This window comes from Geodermatophilus sp. SYSU D00696, assembly GCF_054050235.1.
The window spans coordinates 1-19,832 of the sequence record NZ_JBJGYY010000016.1 but is presented as its reverse complement, the minus strand read 5'-3'; the positions used below and the strand labels follow the sequence as shown (position 1 = coordinate 19,832).

19 protein-coding genes are annotated in these 19,832 nt (G+C 76.9%); 5 read left to right on the top strand and 14 right to left on the bottom strand.

All coding sequences use genetic code 11. The features are described from left to right. Nucleotides 1–10: 10 nt before the first annotated feature. The 3 genes from ACI79O_RS11975 to ACI79O_RS11965 all read right to left on the bottom strand — a co-directional run bounded on the left by ACI79O_RS11975 (nt 11) and on the right by ACI79O_RS11965 (nt 3,746). Nucleotides 11–880, bottom strand: coding sequence for a PhzF family phenazine biosynthesis protein (locus tag ACI79O_RS11975; protein ID WP_456914229.1), 870 nt, complete (start codon nt 878–880; stop codon nt 11–13). Nucleotides 881–944: 64 nt separating this feature from the next. Continuing rightward, nucleotides 945–3,137, bottom strand: a complete 2,193-nt coding sequence (locus ACI79O_RS11970) for an MMPL family transporter (RefSeq protein WP_456888818.1) — start codon at nt 3,135–3,137, stop codon at nt 945–947. A gap of 6 nt (nt 3,138–3,143) precedes the next feature. Further along, nucleotides 3,144–3,746 (bottom strand): TetR/AcrR family transcriptional regulator, encoded by a 603-nt coding sequence (locus tag ACI79O_RS11965; protein WP_456888816.1) that lies wholly within the window; start codon nt 3,744–3,746, stop codon nt 3,144–3,146. A 129-nt stretch (nt 3,747–3,875) separates the two neighbouring features. On the opposite strand from ACI79O_RS11965, the gene ACI79O_RS11960 reads away from it, so the two are divergent. Further along, complete coding sequence (locus ACI79O_RS11960; RefSeq protein ID WP_456888815.1) at nt 3,876–4,712, top strand: HpcH/HpaI aldolase/citrate lyase family protein; 837 nt, start codon at nt 3,876–3,878, stop codon at nt 4,710–4,712. Between the two features lie 46 nt (nt 4,713–4,758). On the opposite strand, the gene ACI79O_RS11955 is transcribed toward ACI79O_RS11960, so the two are convergent. Further along, nucleotides 4,759–5,640 carry a polysaccharide deacetylase family protein gene (locus tag ACI79O_RS11955; RefSeq protein WP_456888814.1) on the bottom strand — a complete coding sequence of 294 codons (882 nt, stop codon included), beginning with the start codon at nt 5,638–5,640 and terminating at the stop codon, nt 4,759–4,761. A 97-nt stretch (nt 5,641–5,737) separates the two neighbouring features. Next, entirely contained in the window at nt 5,738–6,724 is a 987-nt protein-coding gene (locus tag ACI79O_RS11950) for an asparaginase (RefSeq protein ID WP_456888812.1), read from the bottom strand. 191 nt (nt 6,725–6,915) lie between these two features. On the opposite strand from ACI79O_RS11950, the gene ACI79O_RS11945 reads away from it, so the two are divergent. Next, nucleotides 6,916–8,178 carry an NADH-ubiquinone oxidoreductase-F iron-sulfur binding region domain-containing protein gene (locus ACI79O_RS11945; protein ID WP_456888810.1) on the top strand — a complete coding sequence of 421 codons (1,263 nt, stop codon included), beginning with the start codon at nt 6,916–6,918 and terminating at the stop codon, nt 8,176–8,178. A 19-nt stretch (nt 8,179–8,197) separates the two neighbouring features. Here the strand turns inward: ACI79O_RS11945 and ACI79O_RS11940 are convergent, their stop codons facing one another. The 3 genes from ACI79O_RS11940 to ACI79O_RS11930 all read right to left on the bottom strand — a co-directional run bounded on the left by ACI79O_RS11940 (nt 8,198) and on the right by ACI79O_RS11930 (nt 12,523). Beyond that, nucleotides 8,198–8,917 carry a class I SAM-dependent methyltransferase gene (locus ACI79O_RS11940; protein ID WP_456888809.1) on the bottom strand — a complete coding sequence of 240 codons (720 nt, stop codon included), beginning with the start codon at nt 8,915–8,917 and terminating at the stop codon, nt 8,198–8,200. A gap of 52 nt (nt 8,918–8,969) precedes the next feature. Continuing rightward, nucleotides 8,970–10,478, bottom strand: a complete 1,509-nt coding sequence (locus ACI79O_RS11935; RefSeq protein WP_456888808.1) for a diguanylate cyclase domain-containing protein — start codon at nt 10,476–10,478, stop codon at nt 8,970–8,972. Nucleotides 10,479–10,573: 95 nt separating this feature from the next. Then, nucleotides 10,574–12,523 carry an alpha-amylase family protein gene (locus tag ACI79O_RS11930; protein WP_456914227.1) on the bottom strand — a complete coding sequence of 650 codons (1,950 nt, stop codon included), beginning with the start codon at nt 12,521–12,523 and terminating at the stop codon, nt 10,574–10,576. A gap of 110 nt (nt 12,524–12,633) precedes the next feature. On the opposite strand from ACI79O_RS11930, the gene ACI79O_RS11925 reads away from it, so the two are divergent. Then, nucleotides 12,634–13,476, top strand: coding sequence for a patatin-like phospholipase family protein (locus ACI79O_RS11925; RefSeq protein ID WP_456914226.1), 843 nt, complete (start codon nt 12,634–12,636; stop codon nt 13,474–13,476). Between the two features lie 82 nt (nt 13,477–13,558). On the opposite strand, the gene ACI79O_RS11920 is transcribed toward ACI79O_RS11925, so the two are convergent. From ACI79O_RS11920 to ACI79O_RS11910, 3 genes are all read right to left on the bottom strand, one after another. Then, on the bottom strand, nt 13,559–14,854 hold the full coding sequence (locus ACI79O_RS11920; RefSeq protein WP_456914225.1) for a PP2C family protein-serine/threonine phosphatase: 1,296 nt from the start codon (nt 14,852–14,854) through the stop codon (nt 13,559–13,561). A 101-nt stretch (nt 14,855–14,955) separates the two neighbouring features. Continuing rightward, nucleotides 14,956–15,429: a DUF5313 family protein gene (locus ACI79O_RS11915; protein WP_456914224.1), complete on the bottom strand. Its 474-nt coding sequence runs from the start codon at nt 15,427–15,429 to the stop codon at nt 14,956–14,958. Then, nucleotides 15,426–15,914: a MarR family winged helix-turn-helix transcriptional regulator gene (locus ACI79O_RS11910; protein WP_456888802.1), complete on the bottom strand. Its 489-nt coding sequence runs from the start codon at nt 15,912–15,914 to the stop codon at nt 15,426–15,428. Before ACI79O_RS11910 ends, ACI79O_RS11915 begins: the two co-directional genes overlap by 4 nt. A 116-nt stretch (nt 15,915–16,030) precedes the next feature. Here ACI79O_RS11910 and ACI79O_RS11905 point away from each other — a divergent pair, with 116 nt between their 5' ends. Beyond that, on the top strand, nt 16,031–16,393 hold the full coding sequence (locus tag ACI79O_RS11905; RefSeq protein ID WP_456888801.1) for a thioredoxin family protein: 363 nt from the start codon (nt 16,031–16,033) through the stop codon (nt 16,391–16,393). 23 nt (nt 16,394–16,416) lie between these two features. On the opposite strand, the gene ACI79O_RS11900 is transcribed toward ACI79O_RS11905, so the two are convergent. The 3 genes from ACI79O_RS11900 to ACI79O_RS11890 are packed head-to-tail and all read right to left on the bottom strand — an operon-like array spanning nt 16,417 to nt 19,371. Next, on the bottom strand, nt 16,417–17,040 hold the full coding sequence (locus tag ACI79O_RS11900) for a LutC/YkgG family protein (RefSeq protein ID WP_456914223.1): 624 nt from the start codon (nt 17,038–17,040) through the stop codon (nt 16,417–16,419). After that, on the bottom strand, nt 17,037–18,560 hold the full coding sequence (locus ACI79O_RS11895) for a LutB/LldF family L-lactate oxidation iron-sulfur protein (RefSeq protein WP_456914222.1): 1,524 nt from the start codon (nt 18,558–18,560) through the stop codon (nt 17,037–17,039). Before ACI79O_RS11895 ends, ACI79O_RS11900 begins: the two co-directional genes overlap by 4 nt. 37 nt (nt 18,561–18,597) lie before the next feature. Next, the gene (locus ACI79O_RS11890) at nt 18,598–19,371 is read right to left on the bottom strand and encodes a (Fe-S)-binding protein (RefSeq protein ID WP_456914221.1); all 774 of its coding nucleotides are present in this window, start codon (nt 19,369–19,371) and stop codon (nt 18,598–18,600) included. Between the two features lie 196 nt (nt 19,372–19,567). Between ACI79O_RS11890 and ACI79O_RS11885 the strand changes: the two genes are divergently transcribed. Continuing rightward, complete coding sequence (locus ACI79O_RS11885) at nt 19,568–19,738, top strand: hypothetical protein (protein ID WP_456888794.1); 171 nt, start codon at nt 19,568–19,570, stop codon at nt 19,736–19,738. The last annotated feature ends 94 nt before the right edge of the window (nt 19,739–19,832 follow it).

The window sequence follows — 19,832 nt, the reverse complement described above, 5'->3', positions numbered from 1 at the left end:
GCGGGGGACCTCAGCCGGGGATCCGGACGGCGCGGCCGCCGACCTCGATGCCGCTGCCCGGCTCCGCGGGGACGTACACCGACAGTGTGCTCGGCCGGCCCATGTCCGCGCCTTGCAGGACGGTCAGCCGGGAGGGCGCCGGGACGTGCCCGCCCTCCCGGAGGTAGCCGCCCAGGGCCGCGGCCGCCGCGCCCGTGGCCGGGTCCTGGACGACGCCGCCGGGCGGGAAGGGGTTGCGGGCGACGAACGTGGTCGGGTCCTGGCGCCACACCAGCGCCACCGTCGTCCAGTCGCGGTCGGCCATCAGCCGGCCGAGCCCCGGCACGTCGTAGTCGAGCAGGGCCAGCCGCGCGCGGGAGGCCAGCGGCAGCACCGGGTGCCAGGCGCCGGCGTAGGCCACCCGCGGCGGCAGTGCCGGGTCGAGGTCGCCGCGCGACATCCGCAGCAGGTCCAGCAGCCGGTCGAGGTCGTCGTCGGACAGGGCGGCGGTGCGGGGCGCGACGCTGGTGAGGGTCGCCGTCCAGGCGCCGTCGGGCGTGCGCTCGGTGCGCACCGGCACCTCGCCGGCGAGGGTGTGCAGGTGCAGCGTCCCGCCGCCGGAGCGCTCGGCGGCGGCGACGGCGACGGCGGCCGCGATCGTGGCGTGCCCGCAGAAGGTGACCTCGGCCAGCGGGCTGAAGTACCGCGCGACCGGACCGTCGGGCTGCGGGACCAGGAACGCCGTCTCGGAGTAGCCGACCTCCGCGGCGATGGCGAGCATGCGCTCGTCGGTGAGCCCGGTCGCGTCCAGGACGACGCCGGCCGGGTTGCCGCCGGACGGGTCGTCGCTGAAGGCGACGTAGCGCAGGACCTGGGGACGGGTGACCGGAGGCGTGACCACCCCGACATGAGACAGCACGGCCCGCCTCCCCGGGAGGGGAGGCGGGCCGCGGGGAGGCGCCGGGTCAGCGCGGGTCGCCGACCAGCTCCCGCTCGGCCGGCGCGCCCGGGTGCCGCTCGAGCGCCGCGCCCTCGACGTCGAGCACCGGCAGCCAGGACAGCCAGCGCGGCAGCCACCAGGCGCGCCCGCCGAGCAGCGCCAGCGCGGCCGGGACCAGCACCATCCGGACGACGAAGGCGTCGACGAGGATGCCGACGGCCAGCGCGAAGGCGATCGAGGTGATCGTCGGCTCGGCGCCCGGCACGAAGCCGGCGAACACCGAGAACATGATCAGCGCGGCCGCCACGACCACCGGCGCCGCCTGCCGGAACCCGGTGCGGACGGCCTCCAGCGGCGGGGTGCCGGAGCTGTGCGCCTCGTGCATCCGCGACACCAGGAACACCTGGTAGTCCATCGCCAGGCCGAACAGGATGCCGATGACCAGGATCGGCGTGAGGCTCAGCAGCGGTCCGGTGCTGTCGACGCCGAGCGCGCCGGCCAGCCAGCCCCACTGGAACACCGCCACGGTGGCGCCCAGCGCGGCGCCGATGGTGAGCAGGAAGCCCAGCACGCCGACCAGCGGCACCAGCAGCGACCGGAACACCAGGACCAGCAGCACCAGCGCCAGCCCGACGACGAGCAGCAGGTACACCGGCAGCGCCTCGTCCAGGCTCTGGGCGACGTCGACGCTGACCGCCGTCGCCCCGGTGACCGAGGCCTCGACGCCGTCGAGGTCGGCCAGCGCGGCGCGCAGGTCGGTGACCAGCCGCTCGGTGGCCTCGCTCGCCGGGCCGGACTCCGGCACCACCGTGAGCAGCGCCGCGGTGCCGTCGGCAGCGGGGACCGGCGGGGAGACCACGGCGACGTCGTCGAGCCCGGCGACCTCCGCGCTGACCCCCGCGGCCGCCTCGACCGCCCCGTCGCCCTCGAACAGGACGGTGATCGGGCCGCGGAAGCCCTCGCCGAAGCCCTCGGCGATCAGCGCGTCGGCGCGCGCGGCGGTGCTGTCCCCGGCCGGCGACTGGATGAGCGTGGTGCGCAGCGAGGCGACCGGGACGGCGGCCACGCCCAGGGCGAGGACGGCCACCAGCAGCGAGGCCACCCGCCGGGAGGTGACGGTCGCGACCCAGCCGGCGAGGAACCCGCGGCCGCGGGCCGGCGCCGGGGCCGACGCCGCCACCGCCGCGCGGGCCCGCCGCGGCAGGACCCGGTGCCCGAGCAGCGCCAGCACCGCCGGCACCAGGGTCAGCGCGACCAGCACCGCGACGACGATCGTGCCGGCCGCGGCCAGGCCCATCTGGGTCAGGAAGGGGATGCCGGCGACGAAGAGCCCGGCCAGCGCGATGACGACGGTCAGCCCGGCGGTGACCACCGCGGAGCCGGCGGTGCCGACGGCCAGGCCGATCGAGGTGCGCACGTCGGTGCCGCGCAGCAGCTCCTGCCGGTGTCGGGTGACGATGAACAGCGTGTAGTCGATGCCGACGGCCAGGCCGAGCATCGCGGCGAGGATCGGCGTCGTCGAGGACAGCTCGGTGAAGCCGGTCGCGATGGTGATGCCGAGGACGCCGACGCCCACGCCGACCAGGGCGGTCAGCAGGTTCATGCCGGCGACCACCAGCGCGCCGTAGGTGACGGCCAGGACGAGCAGGGCGACGACGACGCCGACCACCTCGGACGGGCCGCCGACGGCCGGCACCTCCTCGACCGCCTGGCCGGTGACCTCCACGGTCAGCCCGCCCGCGCCGGCGTCCGCGCCGGCGTCCTCGACGGCCGACAGCAGCGCCTCCCGCTGCTCGGGGGTGACCCCGCCGTCGCCGCCGTAGGTGACGGTGCTGTAGCCGGTGTCCTGCGCCGCGTTCACCGTGGGGGCGGCCCGGTCCAGCGGGTCGGTCGCCGAGGTGACGCCGGGGAGCGCGGCGAGCGTGCCGACCAGCTCGGCGAGCGCCGCGGCGTTCTCCGGCGTGGTGAGCTGCGCGCCCTCGGGGGCGGCGACGACGACCTGCGCGGTGACCCCGCCGGCCGCGGCGCCGAACTCCTCGTCGATGCGCTCGAGCGCGGTGGTGGACTCCTGGCCGGGGATGGCGAACTCGGTCGAGGTCTCGCCCGCGAGCGTGGCCGCGCCGGCGCCGCCGGCCACGAGGACGAGCAGCCACACGGCGAGGACGGCGAACCGGTGCCGCGCGGAGGAGGTCCCGAGACGGGACAACAGGACTGCCATGGACGATCAGGCCTCCGCCTGGGTGGGGTGGGAAGGGAGCGCGCGCGGACGCCGGTGTCCGAGCGCGTCGAGGCACGTGGCGACGACCAGCGGCCGCCACGCGGTGGTCCGGTCCGCCTGCTGGGCGGTCAGGGTCAGGACGGCGAGCGCGGCGAGGGCGCCGACCACCCGCACCAGGCGCTCGGGGTCGGCGCCGTCGTCGCCGGGGTGGACGCCGAAGCACTCGAGCACCGCGTTCTCCGGAGCGCCCGGCTCGCGCCCGCCGCCGTCGGCGAGCTCGGTCACCGGGGCCAGCAGCAGGGCGACGAAGCCGGGGTGGCCGAGGGCGACGTCGACGAGGACGTCGACGGCGCGGCGGTCGCGCGCGGGCCCGGGCGGCAGGTGCCGCACCGCGGCGAGCACCTGCTGGCCCAGCGCGTCGGCGTGGGCCAGGACCGCCTCGTGCAGCGCGTCCTTGCTCGGGAAGTGGTGCAGCAGGCCGGCCTTGGACAGGCCCACGGCACCGGCGACGTCCTGCAGCGAGGTCTTCGCGTAGCCGCGGCGGGCGAACAGGCCGGCGGCCCGGTCGAGGATGCCCTCGTCGATCTGCTGCCGGAAGGGGCGTGCCACGGACGCGACGCTACGCCGGACCGACCGATCCGGTCGGTGGACCGTCCGATCCGGTCGGGTGGGGTTCATCACGTCCCGCTGACCGGGAGTCGGCTCGGTCGCGGCGGCGCGCCGCGCGAGGATGACGTCATGACGACACGCACGAGGGTCGGTCCGGCGGACGCACGGTCGTGGCTGCTGGTCAACGGCGCCCGCCCGGAGCTCTTCGACGAGCGGTACGCCTCCCGCGCCGACCAGGTGGTCCTCGACATCGAGGACGCCGTCGACCCGGCGCGCAAGGACGAGGCGCGCGCCGGTGTCGTCGCCTGGCTCGGGGACGCCGGCCGCCGGGCCTGGGTGCGGATCAACGACCACTCGACCCCGTGGTGGGAGCACGACGTGGCCGCGCTCGCCGGCCTGCCCGGGCTGGCCGGTGTGGTGCTGGCCAAGACCGAGGCCGCCGAGCACGTCACCGAGACCTTCGACCGGCTCGGCGGCGCGACCCCGGTGCTGGCCCTGGTGGAGTCGGCGCTGGGCATCGAGGAGGCGGTGAACGTCGCCCGGGCGCGCGGCACGTTCCGGCTGGCGTTCGGCAGCGGCGACTACCGGCGTGACACCGGCACCAGCGCCGACGACCTGGCGATGGCCTACCCGCGGTCGCGGCTGGTGGTGGCCAGCCGCATCGGCGACCTGCCCGGGCCGATCGACGGGCCGACGGTGAGCACCAGCCACCCGGTGCTGCGCGAGCAGTCGGCGGTCACCGTCTCCCTCGGCCTCACCGGCAAGCTCTGCCTGGACCCCGAGCAGGCGCCGGTCATCAACGAGGTCATCAGCCCCGCGCCCTCCGACGTCGCCTGGGCCCAGGCGTTCCTCGCCGACTTCGAGGCCCGCGGCCAGGTCATCCGCGACGGCAGCGACCTGCCCCGGCTCGGCCGCGCCCGCAAGATCGAGCGGCTGGCCCGCACGTTCGGCGTCCAGCCCGCCTGAGGTGCCCGCCCGGCCGGGGACGGCACCCCGGCCGGGCCGCCCGTGGTCAGGCCCGGCGCGGGGAGCGGGCCGCGAAGTCGTCGGCGATCTGGTCGAAGGTCATCCACCGGACGCCCTCGTGGGCGCTCACGTGGTCGATCAGCCGCTCGAGCATGAGCAGCACCTGGGGCCGGCCGGACACGTCGGGGTGCACGGTGAAGGTCACCACCGCGTAGTCCATCTCGCGGTGGACCCAGTCGAACTGGTCGCGCCACATCTCCTCGAGGTGGCGGGGGCTGACGAAACCGTGGCTGTTCGGGCTGGCCTTGACGAACATCATCGGCGGGAGGTCGTCGAGGTACCAGCTCGCCGGGATCTCGATGAGGTCGGTCTCCCGGCCCCGGACCAGCGGCGTCATCCAGGTCTCGGCCGGCTGCGAGTAGTCGATCTTCGTCCAGCGGTCGCCGACCCGGACGTAGTAGGGCTCGAAGTCCCGGTGCATGAGCGAGTGGTCGTACTTGACGCCCCGCTCCAGCAGCAGCTCGTTGGTGACCGGCGAGAACTCCCACCACGGGGCGACGTACCCGGTCGGCCGCCGGCCGGCCCGCTGCTCGACGAGCTCGATGCAGCGGTCGAGCACCGCGGACTCCTGCTCGCGGCTCATCGCGATGGGGTTCTCGTGGCTGTAGCCGTGCAGGCCGATCTCGGAGCCGGCCGCGACGCACGCGTCGAACTGCTCGGGGAAGGTCTCGATCGAGTGGCCCGGCCAGAACCAGGTGCTCGGCAGGTCCCGGCGGCCGAACAGCTCCAGCATGCGCGGGACGCCGACCTCGCCGGCGAACAGGCCGCGCGAGATGTCGTCGGGTGAGTCCTCGCCGCCGTAGGACCCCAGCCAGCCGCCCACCGCGTCGACGTCGACGCCGAAGGCGCAGAGGATCTCCTTGGGCATGCCCTTCTCCTCTCGGGTCTGCCGGGCCGCGACCTGCGACCGGGCTCGTCCGGGCTCTCCCGGGCTCTTCCGGGCTCTTCCGGGCCGGCGGCGCCGGTCAGCCGGAGGTGTGCGCCCGCCACCCGGCGCGGACGGCGTCCGGGTCGCGGTGCACCCCCAGCAGGACGGCCAGCAGGACGCGCGCCTGGGACGGGCGGAGCAGGCCCGCGGGCAGCGCCCCGGCGGCCAGCAGGTCGGTGCCGCCGCCGTCGCCGTACAGCGCGGCGACCGGGCCGGCCGGCACCCGGGTCGAGGTGGCGACGACGAGGCCGGCGTCGGTGAGCTCGCGGACGGCCCGGCAGATGCCGGGGTTGGCGTTGCCGGCGCCGGTGGCCTCCAGCACGAGGCCGCGGGCGCCCGCGCCGGCGAAGGCGTGCAGCGCGGTGGCGTCGGCGTCGGGGTGGCAGGCGACGACGTCGACCCGCACCCCGGCGGGGTCGAAGCGGGCGAGGTCGAGGGGCTCGCGGCGGCGCACCGCGCGCTCGACGTGGAGGACCCCGTCGCGGACCCAGCCCAGCGGGCCCGAGTCCGGCGCGCCGAAGGCGTCGGCCGCCAGCGTGTGGACCTTGCGCGTACCCCGGGCCGGGAACACCCGCCCGGCGAAGGCGACCAGGACGCCCTGTTCCCGGGCGGCCGGGCTCGCGGCGACGGTGACCGCGTCGGCGAGGTTGCGCGGCCCGTCGCCGTCGGGGGCGTCGGCCGGCCGCTGGGCGCCGGTGAGCACGACCGGCCGGGGGTCGCGGTGGAACAGGTCGAGGAGGTAGCCGGTCTCCTCGGTGGTGTCCGTGCCGTGCGTGACGACGACGCCGTCGACCTCGGGGTCGGCCAGCTCCTCGCCGACGGCCAGCGCGACGGCGTGGGCGAGCTCCAGCGTCATCCGGTAGCTGCCGACGCGCAGCACGTCGCGCACCCGGAGCCGGGGGTGGTGGGTGCCCGGCAGCCGGGCGAGGAGGTCCGCGCCGCTGTCCTGCGCGGTCGAGACCCCGCGTGCGTCGGCGCGGGTCGCGATCGTGCCGCCGGTCGCGAGCACCGTCACGAGGGACACGGGGCGACCTCCGGGGCCGGGGACCGGGGTGCGGGCCGCGCGGGCGCCCGCGCCCAACGATGGCGCACCCGTGCGGGCGGCGCAGCCCCCGACGCTCCCAGGCGATTGCCAGGGAGCACCCGGGTGGACGGCAGGTGCGCTCCCCAGTCTGCTCGTGACGTCCGTTCCCGGGACGTCCCGAGGAGGGACCGATGTCCGCACCCACCGCCGTGCTGCGGCGCGACCGGCCCCTGCCACGCCCGGTGGTACCGGCGCCCGTCGTGGCCGCTCCACCGGCTCCTCCCGGCCTGCTCGCTGCCCCCGGTCCGGCGCTCGCCGACCACCTGGTCACCCACGGGCCGCTGCCGGTGGCCGACGTCGCCGCGCTCGCCGAGTCCGCCGCGCTGACCGGGCGCGGCGGCGCCGCCTTCCCCACCGCGGTGAAGGTCCGCTCGGTCGCCCGGGCCGTCGCGCGTGCGCGGCGCGCGCCGGTCGTGGTGGCCAACGGGGCGGAGGGCGAGCCGGCCGCGCTCGAGGACAGGGTGCTGCTGACCCGCGCGCCGCACCTGGTCCTCGACGGGCTCGCGCTCGCCGGGCGCACCCTCGGGGCGACCACGCTGGTCCTGGCCGCCGCACCGGCCACGCTGCCCGCCGTCGCGCGGGCGCTGGCCGAGCGCGGGGACACCGTGCGGCTGCACCCGGTGGCGCCGTCGTTCGTGGCGGGGGAGGAGTCGGCGCTGGTGGCGGGCCTGCAGGGCCGGCCGGCGCTGCCCTGCGAGGAGGAGCCGCCGGTGCGCGTCCAGGGCGTCGAGGGCCGGCCGACGCTCGTGCTCGACGTCGAGACCCTCGCCCGGCTGGCCCTGCTGGCCCGCGGGTGCCCCGACGCGGCGGACCGCGCGCTGGTCACCCGCCGCTGGGAGGCCGCCGGGGTCGCGCGCGCCGACGTCGTCGACGTCGAGCCGGGCAGCCGGCTGGCCGACGTGCTGCCGCTGACCGGGGCCCGGGCGGTGCTGGTCGGCGGCTACCGCGGCACCTGGGTGTCCCTCCCCACCGCGCGGTCCCTGACCCTCGACGCGGCCGACCTCGCCGTCGCCGGCGTCCACCTGGGCGCCGGCGTGCTCGCCGCGCTGCCCGCCGACCGCTGCGGCCTGCTGGAGACCGCCCGCGTCGTCGAGCACCTGGCCCGGGACTCCGCCGGCCGGTGCGGGTCCTGCCTCGAGGGGCTGCCCCGCATCGCCGCGGCGCTGGCGGTCCTCGCCGCGCCGGCGACCCCGCCGCCGGGGCTGCTCGACGAGCTCACCCGCTGGTCGGGGCCGGTCGCCGCCCGCGGGGCGTGCCCGCACTCCGACGGCACGGTGCGGCTGGTCGCCAGCGCGCTCGAGCTCTTCGCCGGCGAGCTGACCGCGCACCGGTACGGCTCGTGCACCGCGACGTCGTGGGCGCCGTTCCTGCCCGTGCCGGCCGACCCCGGGTGAGCGGCTGGAGGGTCCGTGCCTAGACGGCGGTGGCCGTGACGAACGTGCAGACGCCGTCGCCGGAGGTGGCGCGCTGGCGGATGCCGGCCAGCCAGAGCAGCCCCATCTCCACCCGGTAGGCCGCCCGCATCGGCCCCGCGTAGAGGGTGTCGCCGGCGGTGGTGACCTCGATGCCGCCGAACCCGGCCAGCCGGACGTGCTCGGTGAGCATCCAGTCCGGCAGCAGGGTGATGTGGCCGGGGGAGTGGTAGTGGCGCGGGCCGAAGATGTAGGGCGCGCCGCGCACGAGGGTGAGCAGCCGCGAGTGCGGGTGCGTGACGTTGGGCGTGCTCACCAGCAGCTGCCCTCCGGGGCGCAGCAGCGCGCGGATCGAGCGCAGCACCTGCCGCGGGTTCTCCACGTGCTCGAGGGTCTCCACGCAGACGACGAGGTCGAACGGGCCGCGGGTCTCCTCGGTCCACACGGGCGCGTCGAGGTCGAGCCGGTGGATCCACTCGTGCGGCGGGTCGAGGTCGGTGGGGACGACGTCGATGCCGGCGTCGCGCAGCCGCAGCGCCAGCGCGCCGCAGCCCGAGCCCACCTCCAGCACCCGCCCGCCGTCGGGCAGCAGCGTGCGCACCAGCTCGGCGGCGTACTCGTGCACCCCCGGCGCGGCGTGGATGCCGTGCCCCTGGTAGGTGCGGACCGCCTCCGTGCGGCGGCCGTCGCGGTGCGCCACCGCCCTCGCTGTGTCTGTCACCGGGCCAGCGTCGCACCCCCGGGTCCCGCCCGCAGACGTCGCCCCGGGCGGATCAGCCGAGAGCGGAGGAGCCGTGCTGCACCACGCGGCCCTTGCCGGCGCGCTTGGCGGAGTACATCGCCGCGTCGGCGCGGGCCATGAGCTCGTCGGCGCCCACCGCGGCGTCCCCGGCGCCGAGGGCGACCACGCCGGTGCTCGCCCCGACCGCGCGGGTGCGGCCGGCGACGGTGAAGGGCACGGCCATCGCGGCGGTGATGCGCGCGGCCGCCTCGAGCGGGTCCCCGCCGTCCTCGAGGAGGGCGGCGAACTCGTCCCCGCCGAGCCGGGCCACCGTGTCGCCACCGCGCAGCGCCCCGGTGAGCCGCTCGGCGACCCGCAGCAGCAGCTCGTCGCCGGCGGCGTGCCCGAGGGTGTCGTTGACCGACTTGAAGTCGTCGAGGTCGAGGAAGACGACCGCGACCGGCCGCATGTCCCGGGCGTGCAGCGCGAGGGCGTGCCCGAGCCGGTCGAGGAACAGCGAGCGGTTGGCCAGGCCGGTGAGCGGGTCGGAGAAGGCCAGGTGCCGCAGCTGCGCCTCGCGGGCGGCGAGGTCGTCGGCGAGGCGGACGTTCTCCCGGACGGTCATGTACTGCCGGGCGATCAGCGCGGCGATGACCACCGTGGACGCCGTCATCTCGCCGCGCGACAGCGGCGTGCCGGCGAGGCTCAGCGCCAGGGTGGTCGCCAGCGCGGCCGTGACCGGCACGTAGGGCAGCAGCGAGGCCGCCGCACCGGCCCGGCCGACCCGGCGGTCCGCGGTCGTGGCCTCCGCCGGGCGGCCTGGGCGGCACAGCCCGGCGACGGCCAGCAGCACGAAGGCCAGCGTCCAGCCGACGTCGGCGGTGCCGCCGTCGTAGCTGCTGGTGGCGGCGAGGTAGGTGAAGGCGCTGTCGGCGACGGCGAGGGAGGTGACCCCCGCGGCGACCAGGTTGAGCGACCGGCGGTCACCGGAGGTCCGGGTGACCAGCAGGACGGCCAGCACGACCAGCGCGGTGTCGGCGACCGGGTAGGCGGCCAGCAGCATCCGGACGGCGACGTCGTGGCCGGTGTCCTCGCGCAGCACCGCGCCCAGCGCCGTCTGCCAGCTGACCAGGCCCACGGCGCCGGCGGTCATGAGCGCGTCGAGGAACCGCTGCCACGGGCCGGTGCGCCCGCCGCGGGCCGGGTGCACGACCAGCGCGAGCACGGCGAGGACGGAGAAGCCGAGGAAGCCGACGTCGGCCAGCGACGGGAAGGGCGCCTCGCCGCGCACCGCGAGGACCGTCCAGTACACCTGCCCGGCGGACCACGCCGCGCACGCCGCGGAGAGCAGCCACCACGCGACGCGCACCCGCAGCTCGCCGCACCGGGCAGCGTGCGCGGCGGTGGCCGCGGCGGCCGCTCCCGAGGCCAGGGCCTGGGTGAGGTCGGAGACCAGCGCCGCGCCCGAGGGGGGCAGGGCCGCGGTGACCAGGACGCCGGCCGTGCAGAGGCCGACGAGCAGCGCGCCGAGGGTGCGGGCTGCGGTGGGGGACGGGGCCATGCCGGTCTGCTTCCGTCGAGCGGGCGGGTTCCCTGTCTGATCGACACCGGGGCGTCCGGGATGCATGACCCGTCCGGGTGAGCGGCGCCGCCCGGTCAGGGCTCGGCGAACCAGGCGAAGCCGAGGGCCGGCACCACCAGGCGCCCGTCCTCGACCCCGAGCGGGCCGTCGCTGCCGTGCACGAAGGCGAAGCCGCCGAACCCGGTGACGGTGTCGGCGTCGACCGCCCGCGGAGTGGCGGCGACGTTGGCCAGACCCGTGAAGGTGCCGTGCCGCGGGTGCCGGCGCCGCCACACCAGGACGGCGTCGTCGCCGGCGTCGAGCACCTCGGTGTCGGTGCCGCCGTCGAGGGCGGGCAGCGCGCGGCGGACGTCGCCCAGCCGGCGCAGCGCGCCGGCGACGCGGCCCTCGAGCGTGTCCGGGACGGCGGTGCGCGCGGCCGCCGCCCAGTCCATCGGCGGGCGGTGCATCCAGCGGTTGTCGGGCGCGCGCCGCGGGTCGTCGAGGTAGCCGGTGTCGTTGCGCAGGGCCAGCTCGTCGCCCATGTAGAGCAGCGGGATGCCGCCGAAGCCGTAGGCCACCGAGTACAGCAGCACCAGCCGGCGCAGCCCCGCCTCGAGGGCCGACTCGTCGCCTCGGTCGAGGGCGTCCTCGATGCCGCACAGCGACGCCGCCGACCCGGAGATGCGGGCGTCGCCGGTGACCTCGTTCTCCTGGAACAGCGCGCCGCGGGCGAAGGAGCCGGGGAAGCGCCCGGAGTAGAAGTCGTTGAGGAAGCGCCGGTGGGCGAAGCCGTCGAGGCCGACCGCGGCGGCGTCGGTGTCGGTGACCGCCCAGCCGATGTCGTCGTGGCCGCGCACGTAGGTGACCCACGTGGTGCCCGGCGGGATCGGCCGCATCCGGCCCAGCGCCTGGCGGGCCAGCCGGACCTCGCGGGTGGCCAGGCTGCTCCACATCAGCACCATGAGCGAGTTGTGGTAGGCCAGCTCGCACTCGGGGCGGAAGCGCTCGTGCGCGCCGAGGTAGGGCACCAGGTCGTCGGGCGCCACGATCGCCTCGGCCTTGAAGACCACGCCCGGAGCGGCGACCCGGGTCAGCGCGTGCAGCAGCTGCAGCAGGGTGTGGCCCTCGGGCTGGTTCTGGCAGGTGGTGCCCAGCCGCTTCCACATGAACGGCACGGCGTCCATCCGGAACACGTCGACGCCGCGGTTGGCCAGCCAGGTGATCTCGCCGAGCATGGCGAGGGTGACCTCGGGGTTGGTGTAGTCGAGGTCCCACTGGTAGGGCCAGAACGTCGTCCACACCCAGCCGCCCTCCCCGCCGCGGGCCTCGGGCACCCAGGTGAACGACCCCGGCGCCCGGTCGGGGAACACCTCCGGGATGGTCGCGTCGTAGGCGTCGGGCATGGTCCGGTCGGGGAAGGCGGTGTAGAAGCCGGCGTACGCGGGGTCGCCGGCCAGCCACCCCTGCGCCCACGGGTGCTCGCGGGCGGTGTGGTTGAGGACGAGGTCGACGCACAGGCTCATGCCGCGCCGGTGCAGCGCGGTCGCCACGGCCTCCAGGTCGGCCATCGTCCCCAGCCGCGGGTCCACCGAGCGGTAGTCGGCCACCGCGTACCCGCCGTCGTTCTCGCCCTCGCGCGGCCGCAGCAGCGGCATGAGGTGCAGGTAGGTGGTGCCGAACGAGGCCAGGTGGTCGAGGTGGTCGGGCAGCCGGTCGAGCGTGCCGCAGAAGCGGTCGACGTAGCAGACGTAGCCCTGCATCCGGGAGCGCAGGAACCAGCCGGGGTCGATCTCGCGGCGGCGGTCGAGCCGGCGCAGCGGCTCCGGCCGCCCGGCCGCGGCCTGCAGCGCGATCCGCAGCGCCCGGTCCAGCAGCCCGCCGGCCCGCTCGCCGTAGAGGGCGGCCAGCGCGGCGGTGACGTCGGGCAGCGCCAGCTCGACCCGGGCCAGGAACGCGTCGGCGTCCGCCTCGCCCAGCGCGGCGACCGCCTCGTCGGCCAGCCCCTCCGGCAGTGCGCCCGTCGTCGTGACGTCCCGGCTCATGCGTCCTGCGTATCGCGTCCGGGCCCCGCGTGCACACTGGCCCGCATGACCGACCCCCTCCTGCCGGTCGCCGGCGCCCCGTACCCGCGCCCCCGCCGGGGAGACGCCGGGTGAGCCGCGCGCTCGTCCTCGGCGGCGGCGGGGTCGCCGGCATCGCCTGGGAGCTGGGGCTGCTGTCCGGGCTGGCCGCGGCCGGCGTCGACGTCCGCGACGCCGACCTCGTGGTGGGCACCTCGGCCGGCTCGGTCGTGGGCACGCTGCTGCGCACCGGCGCCGACCCGGAGGAGGCCTACGCCGCCCAGCTCGGACCGGTGCCGGCGACCGAGCGGGTCGCGGACTTCGACGCCGGGGCGTTCGCCGCAGCGCTGGCCCGGGCGCTGGAGGGCGTGACCGGTCAGCAGGAGGCGCGGGCGCGGGTCGGCGCGCTGGCGTTGCGCGCGCAGACGGTGCCGGAGTCCGAGCGGCTCGCGGTCATCGGCGCGCGGATCGGCTCGCCGGAGTGGCCGGCCGCCCGGCTGGTCGTCACCGCGATCGACACCGCGGACGGGGAGTTCCTGGCGATCGACCGCGACACCGGCTGGCCGCTGGTGGACGCCGTCGCCGCCTCCTGCGCGGTGCCCGGCGTCTACCCGCCGGTCACCGTCGGCGGCGGGCGGTTCATGGACGGCGGCCTGCGCTCGCTCACGAATGCCGACCTCGCCGCCGGCTGCGACCGGGTGCTGGTGGTGGCGCCCTTCGGCGGGTTCCCGGGCAGCCCGCTCGGTCCCTCGCTGGAGGAGCAGCTGGCCACCCTGCGCCGCGACGGCGAGGCGCACGCGGTCCTCGCCGACGACGCCGCGCTGGCGGCGTTCGGGCCCAACCCGCTCGACCCGGCCAGCCGCGCGCCCTCCGCGCGCGCCGGGCGGGCGCAGGGCGAGCGGGTCGCCGGGGAGGTCCGCGCCTTCTGGGGGTGAGCACCCGGTGTCGACCTGGTGCGGTCTCCGAGGCCCCGAGACCGCACCAGGTCGACACGCGACGCCGTCCCGGCGCGGGCCGTCAGGCCAGGACGCGGACCGCCAGCACCGCGACGTCGTCGTCGGTGCGGTCGGGGAGCACCCGGGTCAGCAGCCGGTCGCACAGCGCGTCGGCCGCGAGCGGCTCGAGGCCGCGGAGGGCGCCGGCGATCCGGGCCAGGCCCTCGTCGATGCCGCGTCGGCCGACCTCGACCAGCCCGTCGGTGACCAGCAGCAGCGTCTCGCCGGGCGCCAGCGTCGTGACGTGGTCGGTGCGCTCGCCGGGTTCCTGGGTGCCGAGCAGGCGTTCCGGCGGGGTGACGAGCAGGCGCACCGCGCCGTCGGCCCGCAGCAGCAGCGGGGGCAGGTGCCCGGCCGACGACCAGCGCAGCAGGCGGTTCGCGTCCCCGGCGACCGCGGGTTCCAGCCGGGCGACGAGCGCGGTGGCCAGCGTGCCGACGTGCAGCCCGGCGAGCACGCGGTCGACCCGGTCGAGGGTGGCGGCCGGCCCGCCGGGGGAGTCGTAGGCCAGCGTCCGCACCGCACTGCGCAGCTGGGCCATCGCCGCGGCGGCCTCCACGCCGTGGCCGGCGACGTCGCCGATGACCAGCAGCGTGGCGCCGTCGGGCAGCACGACGGCGTCGTACCAGTCCCCGCCGACGAGGTCCTGGGAGACCGCGGGCCGGTAGCGGACGGCGAGCTCGAGGCCCGCGGGCCGGGGCGGCGGGGTGAGCAGGCTGTGCTGCAGCGTCTCGGCGACCCGCACCTGCCGGCCGTAGAGCCGGGCGTTGTCCAAGGCCAGCGCGCCGCGACGGGCGACCTCGACGGCGAGCGCGATCTCCTCGGGTCCGGCGGGCGGGCGGTCGCCGCAGCGCACGAGGGACAGGACACCGAACCCCGAACCGCGGGCGTGCAGCGGGACGAACAGGCTCGACCGCGGGTCCAACCGGTCCCAGGCGCGGCGTACCGCGCCCCCGGGCAGGGACTCCGGGCCCAGGTCGGGCTCGACCGCGGTCAGCTGCACCGGCTCCCCGGCGAAGAGGGTGGCGGCGAGGGCGGCGTGGTCACGCGGCGCGGTCACCCGGCCGGCCAGGTAGGTGTCGACGGCGTCGAGGAGGGCCGGGTCGCGGTGGGCGCGGGCCACGGTGCCGGGCGCGCCGTCGCCCTCGAGGACGGTGACGGTGGCCCAGTCGGCCAGCCGCGGCACCACCAGGCGGGCGAGCTGCTCGGCGGCGGTCCCGGTGTCGAGGCTCTGCGCGAGGGACTCGGTGACCTCGGCCAGGAAGCGGTAGCGGTCGCGCTCGTCCGAGCGCGCGTCGTCCCGGGTGGGTCCACTCACCTCGGCTCCGTCCCGGCCCAGGTCCTCCGGGCGTCGGGGACGGAGCGTACGCGAGCGGGCACCCTCGGCCGGGGCTCCGGCGAGCGGTTCCGCGAGGCGGGTCAGCCGCCGCGGCGCTCGCGGTAGCGGGCGGCCCGCCGGGCGGCCGCGGCGCGGCGGCGCTCGGAGTCGCGGGCCTCGCGCTCCCGGCCGGCCAGGTCGCGGACGGCCTGCGCCGAGCCCGGGGCGTAGCCGGCCTTCTTCACCCGGTTCTCCACCGCCTCGGTCATGTAGGCCAGCGAGAACGCCATGCCGAGGATGAGCCCGCCGAGCGCGGCGAGCCCGCGGATCCAGAAGGCGCCCGGCACGAACAGCAGGACCAGGGCGATCGGCACGGCGAGCTGCACCAGGGTGCGCGCCACGTGCCGCAGCACCCACGTCCCGGTCGTCGTGTCGTACAGGACCCACGTCCGGTGCCGCTCGGGCAGCCCGGCGCCCATCGCGTAGGCCACCCACCGCAGCACACCGGGGCGGACCCGCGGCGGTGCGGGGGCGGCGCCGGCGTCGGGCTGCCTGGCTCCCGTGGGCGCGGTCACGGCTGGTCCACCAGGGCGTGCTGCGAGGCGTCGATGACCCGGGTCAGGGCGCCGTGCAGGGCCTGGAGCTCGTCCAGGGGCATGCCGAGGTGCTCCACGATGCCCGCCGGGATGGCCTCCGCCTGCGCGCGCAGCTCCCGCCCGCGGTCGGTGAGCGCGACGGCCAGCGCCCGCTCGTCGCGCGGGTCGCGGTCGCGCCGCACCAACCCTGCGGACTCCAGCCGCTTGAGGAGCGGGGACAGGGTGCCGGGGTCGAGTTGCAGCAGCCGGGAGAGGTCCTTGACCGAGAGCGGCCCGGACTGCCAGAGGGCGAGCATCACGAGGTACTGGGGATGGGTGAGCCCCATGGGCTCCAGGAACCGGCGGTAGACGGCGACGACGTTGCGCGCGGCGACCGACAGCGCGAAGCACACCTGCCGCTCGAGGGCGAGGGGGTCGGCGACGTCCGGGCCGGCGTCGGCCGGGGCCGTGTCGAGGTACTGCACCTCCCCATGGTAACTCCGTGGCGCACCAATCATTGGGGCACCCAGGATCCCTCCGGATCGGCTGCTGCCGATGCGCGGTGTCGGGGCACACTGGGCGGCGGACGGGAGGTGCAGGCATGGGAACGGTTCCTCTCCGCGGGCGCGACTACGCGGCTGCGGTCTCCGCGCCGGGCATCGTGCTGGTCGACTTCCGCACGTCGCGGTCGGGCTCGAGCCGGGCCTTCGCCGGCGTGTTCGACGCCGCCGCCGAGCGGCACCCCGACCTGGTCTTCGCCGCCGTCGACACCGAGGTCGAGCCCGCGCTCGTCGCGGAGTTGCGGGTGCGGTCGGCGCCCACGCTGATGGTCTACCGCGACGGCGTGCTGGTGTTCGCCGAGCCCGGCTGGATGCCCGCCGACTCGGTGGACCTGCTCGTGGCCACCGTCCGCGACCTCGACATGCGCGCGGTGCGCGCCACCTATCCCGAGCCTCTGACCTGAGGGCTGGGGGGCACGAGGGTCCTTCACCAGGCGGCGAGGACGACCACCAGGGTCCGCGGGCCGTGCACGCCCTCGACGCGCTGCAGCTCGATGTCGCTGGTGGCCGAGGGGCCGCTGACCATCGTGAGCGGGGCGACGGGGTCCAGCCGGGCCAGCGCGTCGGGGACGTCGGGCACCACCTGCGCGGCCTCGACGACGCACACCAGGACGTCGGGCAGCAGCGACAGCGCCCGCCGACCCGAGAGCGGCGACCCGTCGAGGACCAGCGTCCCGGTCTCGGCTACCGCCGTCGCCACCCCGGTGAGCGTCGCGGCGAACGCGGCCAGCTCGACCGCTCGCCGGCCGTCGTCCTCTCTCGACCCCGCCGGCCGCCAGCCGGCCGGGACGCCGGGGGCGACGACGACGCCGGCCGGGTCCCAGCCGGTGCCGAGCGCGGAGTCGAGCGCGCGGACGACGGTCGCCGGGACGTCGGCCGGCGCGCACCGGAGCACCGTGGCGCGGTAGTCCTCCACCCGCTCGGCGAGCAGGTCGAGCAACTCGGCGGGCGGCAGGGCGCGCGGCCCGGGCACCGGCGGGACGGCGACCGACGGCCGGGCGGTCCCGAGCGCGGTGCGGATCCGGCCGAGCACCTCCTCGCGCGCGCTCACCGCCCGTGCTCCTCGTTCCACTGCTGCACGAACGTCCTCCCGGGCGGGGCGGGCAGGTCGCGGGTGCGGGTCCAGGCGCTCGCCGGCGGCGGCAGCGCGGCCGGCAGCGTCGGCCTCCCCCTGGCGAGCAGCCGACCCAGCCCGGCGGCGCGCTGGGCGAGGTGCCACAGCCGCGGGTTGCTCATCACGCGGGACAGCCCGCGGAAGGCGACCGCCTCGGCGGTGGGCCGCTGCTGGGCCTCCACGTGCTCGGCGCGCAGGTGCACGAGGATCGACGGGATGTCGATGGCCACCGGGCAGACGTCGTAGCAGGCGCCGCACAGCGACGACGCGTACGGCAGCGAGGCGTTGTCCTCGACCCCGGTGAGCTGCGGGGAGAGCACCGCGCCGATCGGTCCCGGGTAGACCGAGCCGTAGGCGTGCCCGCCGGCGCGCTCGTACACCGGGCACACGTTCAGGCAGGCCGAGCAGCGGATGCAGTGCAGCGCCTCGCGGCCCACCTCGTCGGCGAGCACCGCCGTCCGGCCGTTGTCGAGCAGCACCAGGTGGAACTCGGCCGGCCCGTCGCCGGGGGTGACCCCGGCCCACAGCGAGGTGTAGGGGTTCATCCGCTCGCCGGTGGAGGAGCGGGGGAGCAGCTGCAGGAAGACGCCGAGGTCGACCCAGCGCGGCACGACCTTCTCGATGCCCATGACGGTGATCAGCGTCTGCGGCAGCGTCAGGCACATCCGGCCGTTGCCCTCGCTCTCGACGACGGCGAGCGTGCCGGTCTCCGCGACGGCGAAGTTGGCCCCGCTGACGGCGACCCGGGCGCGCAGGAACCGCTCGCGCAGGTGCGCCCGGGCGGCCATCGCCAGTTGCCGCGGGTCGTCGGTGAGGCCCGGGTCGACGCCGGGGATGGTGCGGGCGAAGATCTCGCGGATCTCCGAGCGGTTCTTGTGGATCGCCGGCACGAGGATGTGGCTGGGGCTGTCCTCGCCCAGCTGCACGATCAGCTCGGCCAGGTCGGTCTCGACTGCGGTGATCCCCGCGGTCTCCAGCGCCTCGTTCAGGCCGATCTCCTGGGTGGCCATCGACTTGACCTTGACCACCTCGTCGCTGCCGGTGGCCCGCACCAGCCCGGTGACGATCCGGTTGGCCTCGGCGGCGTCGCGCGCCCAGTGCACGGTGCCGCCGCGCGCGGTCACCTGGCGCTCGAGCTCCTCCAGGTGCTCGTCGAGGCGGGCCATGGTCGCGGCCTTCAGCGCCTTCCCGGCCTGCCGCAGCTGCTCCCAGTGCGGCACCTCCGACACGACGGCGGCGCGCTTGCCGCGGATCGTCGTCGTCGCCCGGCCGAGGTTGGCGCGCAGCTGGCCGTCGCGCAGGGCCGTGCGGGCGGCGTCGGGGAAGGGGACGTCCCCGCGCAGGTGGCCCACGCCGCGGGGCGCCGTCGGCAGGCCGAGGAACGTCGTGCCCGAGCGGGGTGCGCCCGGCGCCAGCGGCGTCGGGTCGGTGCGACCGTCCTGCGGCGTCGTCGTCACGCGGCCCTCCTTCGTGCACTTCCGCGCAAGTGCCCGGTCATGCCCGCACCGCCGGCCGGGTCGTCTGCCGTGGGCTCACGTCCTCCTCCGTCGAGGCGAGGATCTCGGCCAGGTGCACCGTGCGGGTGCCCGAGCGCAGCCGCGACAGGCCGCCGCCGATGTGCAGGAGGCAGGACGCATCGCCGGCGGTGCACACCTCGGCGCGGGTGGCGAGCACGTTCGCCATCTTGTCGGTGAGCATCGCCGTCGAGGTGTCGGCGTTCTTGACCGCGAAGGTGCCGCCGAAGCCGCAGCAGGACTCGGCGCCCGGCAGCTCCACCAGGTCCAGCCCGCGGACGGCGCGCAGCAGCCGCAGCGGCCGGTCGCCCACCCGCAGCAGGCGCAGCGAGTGGCAGGTCGGGTGGTACGTGACCCGGTGCGGGTAGTAGGCGCCGACGTCGGTCACGCCGAGCACGTCGACGAGGAACTGCGACAGCTCGTACGTGCGCGCGGCCAGCGCCTCCGCCTCCTCGGCGAGCCCGGTGTCCCCGGCCCGGCGGGCGACGGCGGCCTGCTGGTGGTGGATCGAGGCCACGCACGACCCCGACGGCGCCACGACCGCCTCGGCGCCGGCGAAGGCGCGCACGTGGTTGGCCACGATCGGCACCGCCTCGCGCCGGTAGCCGGTGTTGACGTGCATCTGCCCGCAGCAGGCCTGGGTCGGCGGCACGACCACCTCGTGACCCAGCCGCTGCAGCAGCACCGCCGTCGCCCGGGCCACCTGCGGCACCAGGGTGTCCACCAGGCAGGTGGCGAACAGCGCGACCCTCACCGGGACCCCTCCCTGTCGCAGAAGACCGTGCTCGACTCGCGGACGACGAGCGCGGATTCGAGGACGTCCTGGACGTGCGCGTGGCCTGCTGGATCGTGTCACGCCCACCATCGCTCCCGGGGAGGACCGGCGCGGGGCCTTGTGCGCGTCCCGGCCGGGCGCGCAGCATCGGGCCCACGCGCGGCCAGGAGGGGTCATGACACAGTCAGGTGAGCGGTCCGACGGCGACTACGGCTACGACCTCGTGCACGAGGCGACCGCCGGGGCAGGGCGGCAGCCGGCACCCCCGGCGCCCGCGGAGCCGCCGGCCCGGGCTGGCGACGACCCGGGCGGCGACCTCGGCTACGACGAGGTGCACCGCTCCTGACACACCACGGGTTCCGGCGGGGGGGGGGGGGGGGGGGGGGGCGGGGGGGCGGGGGGGGGGGGGGGGGGGGGGGGGGCGGGGGGGGGGGGCGGGG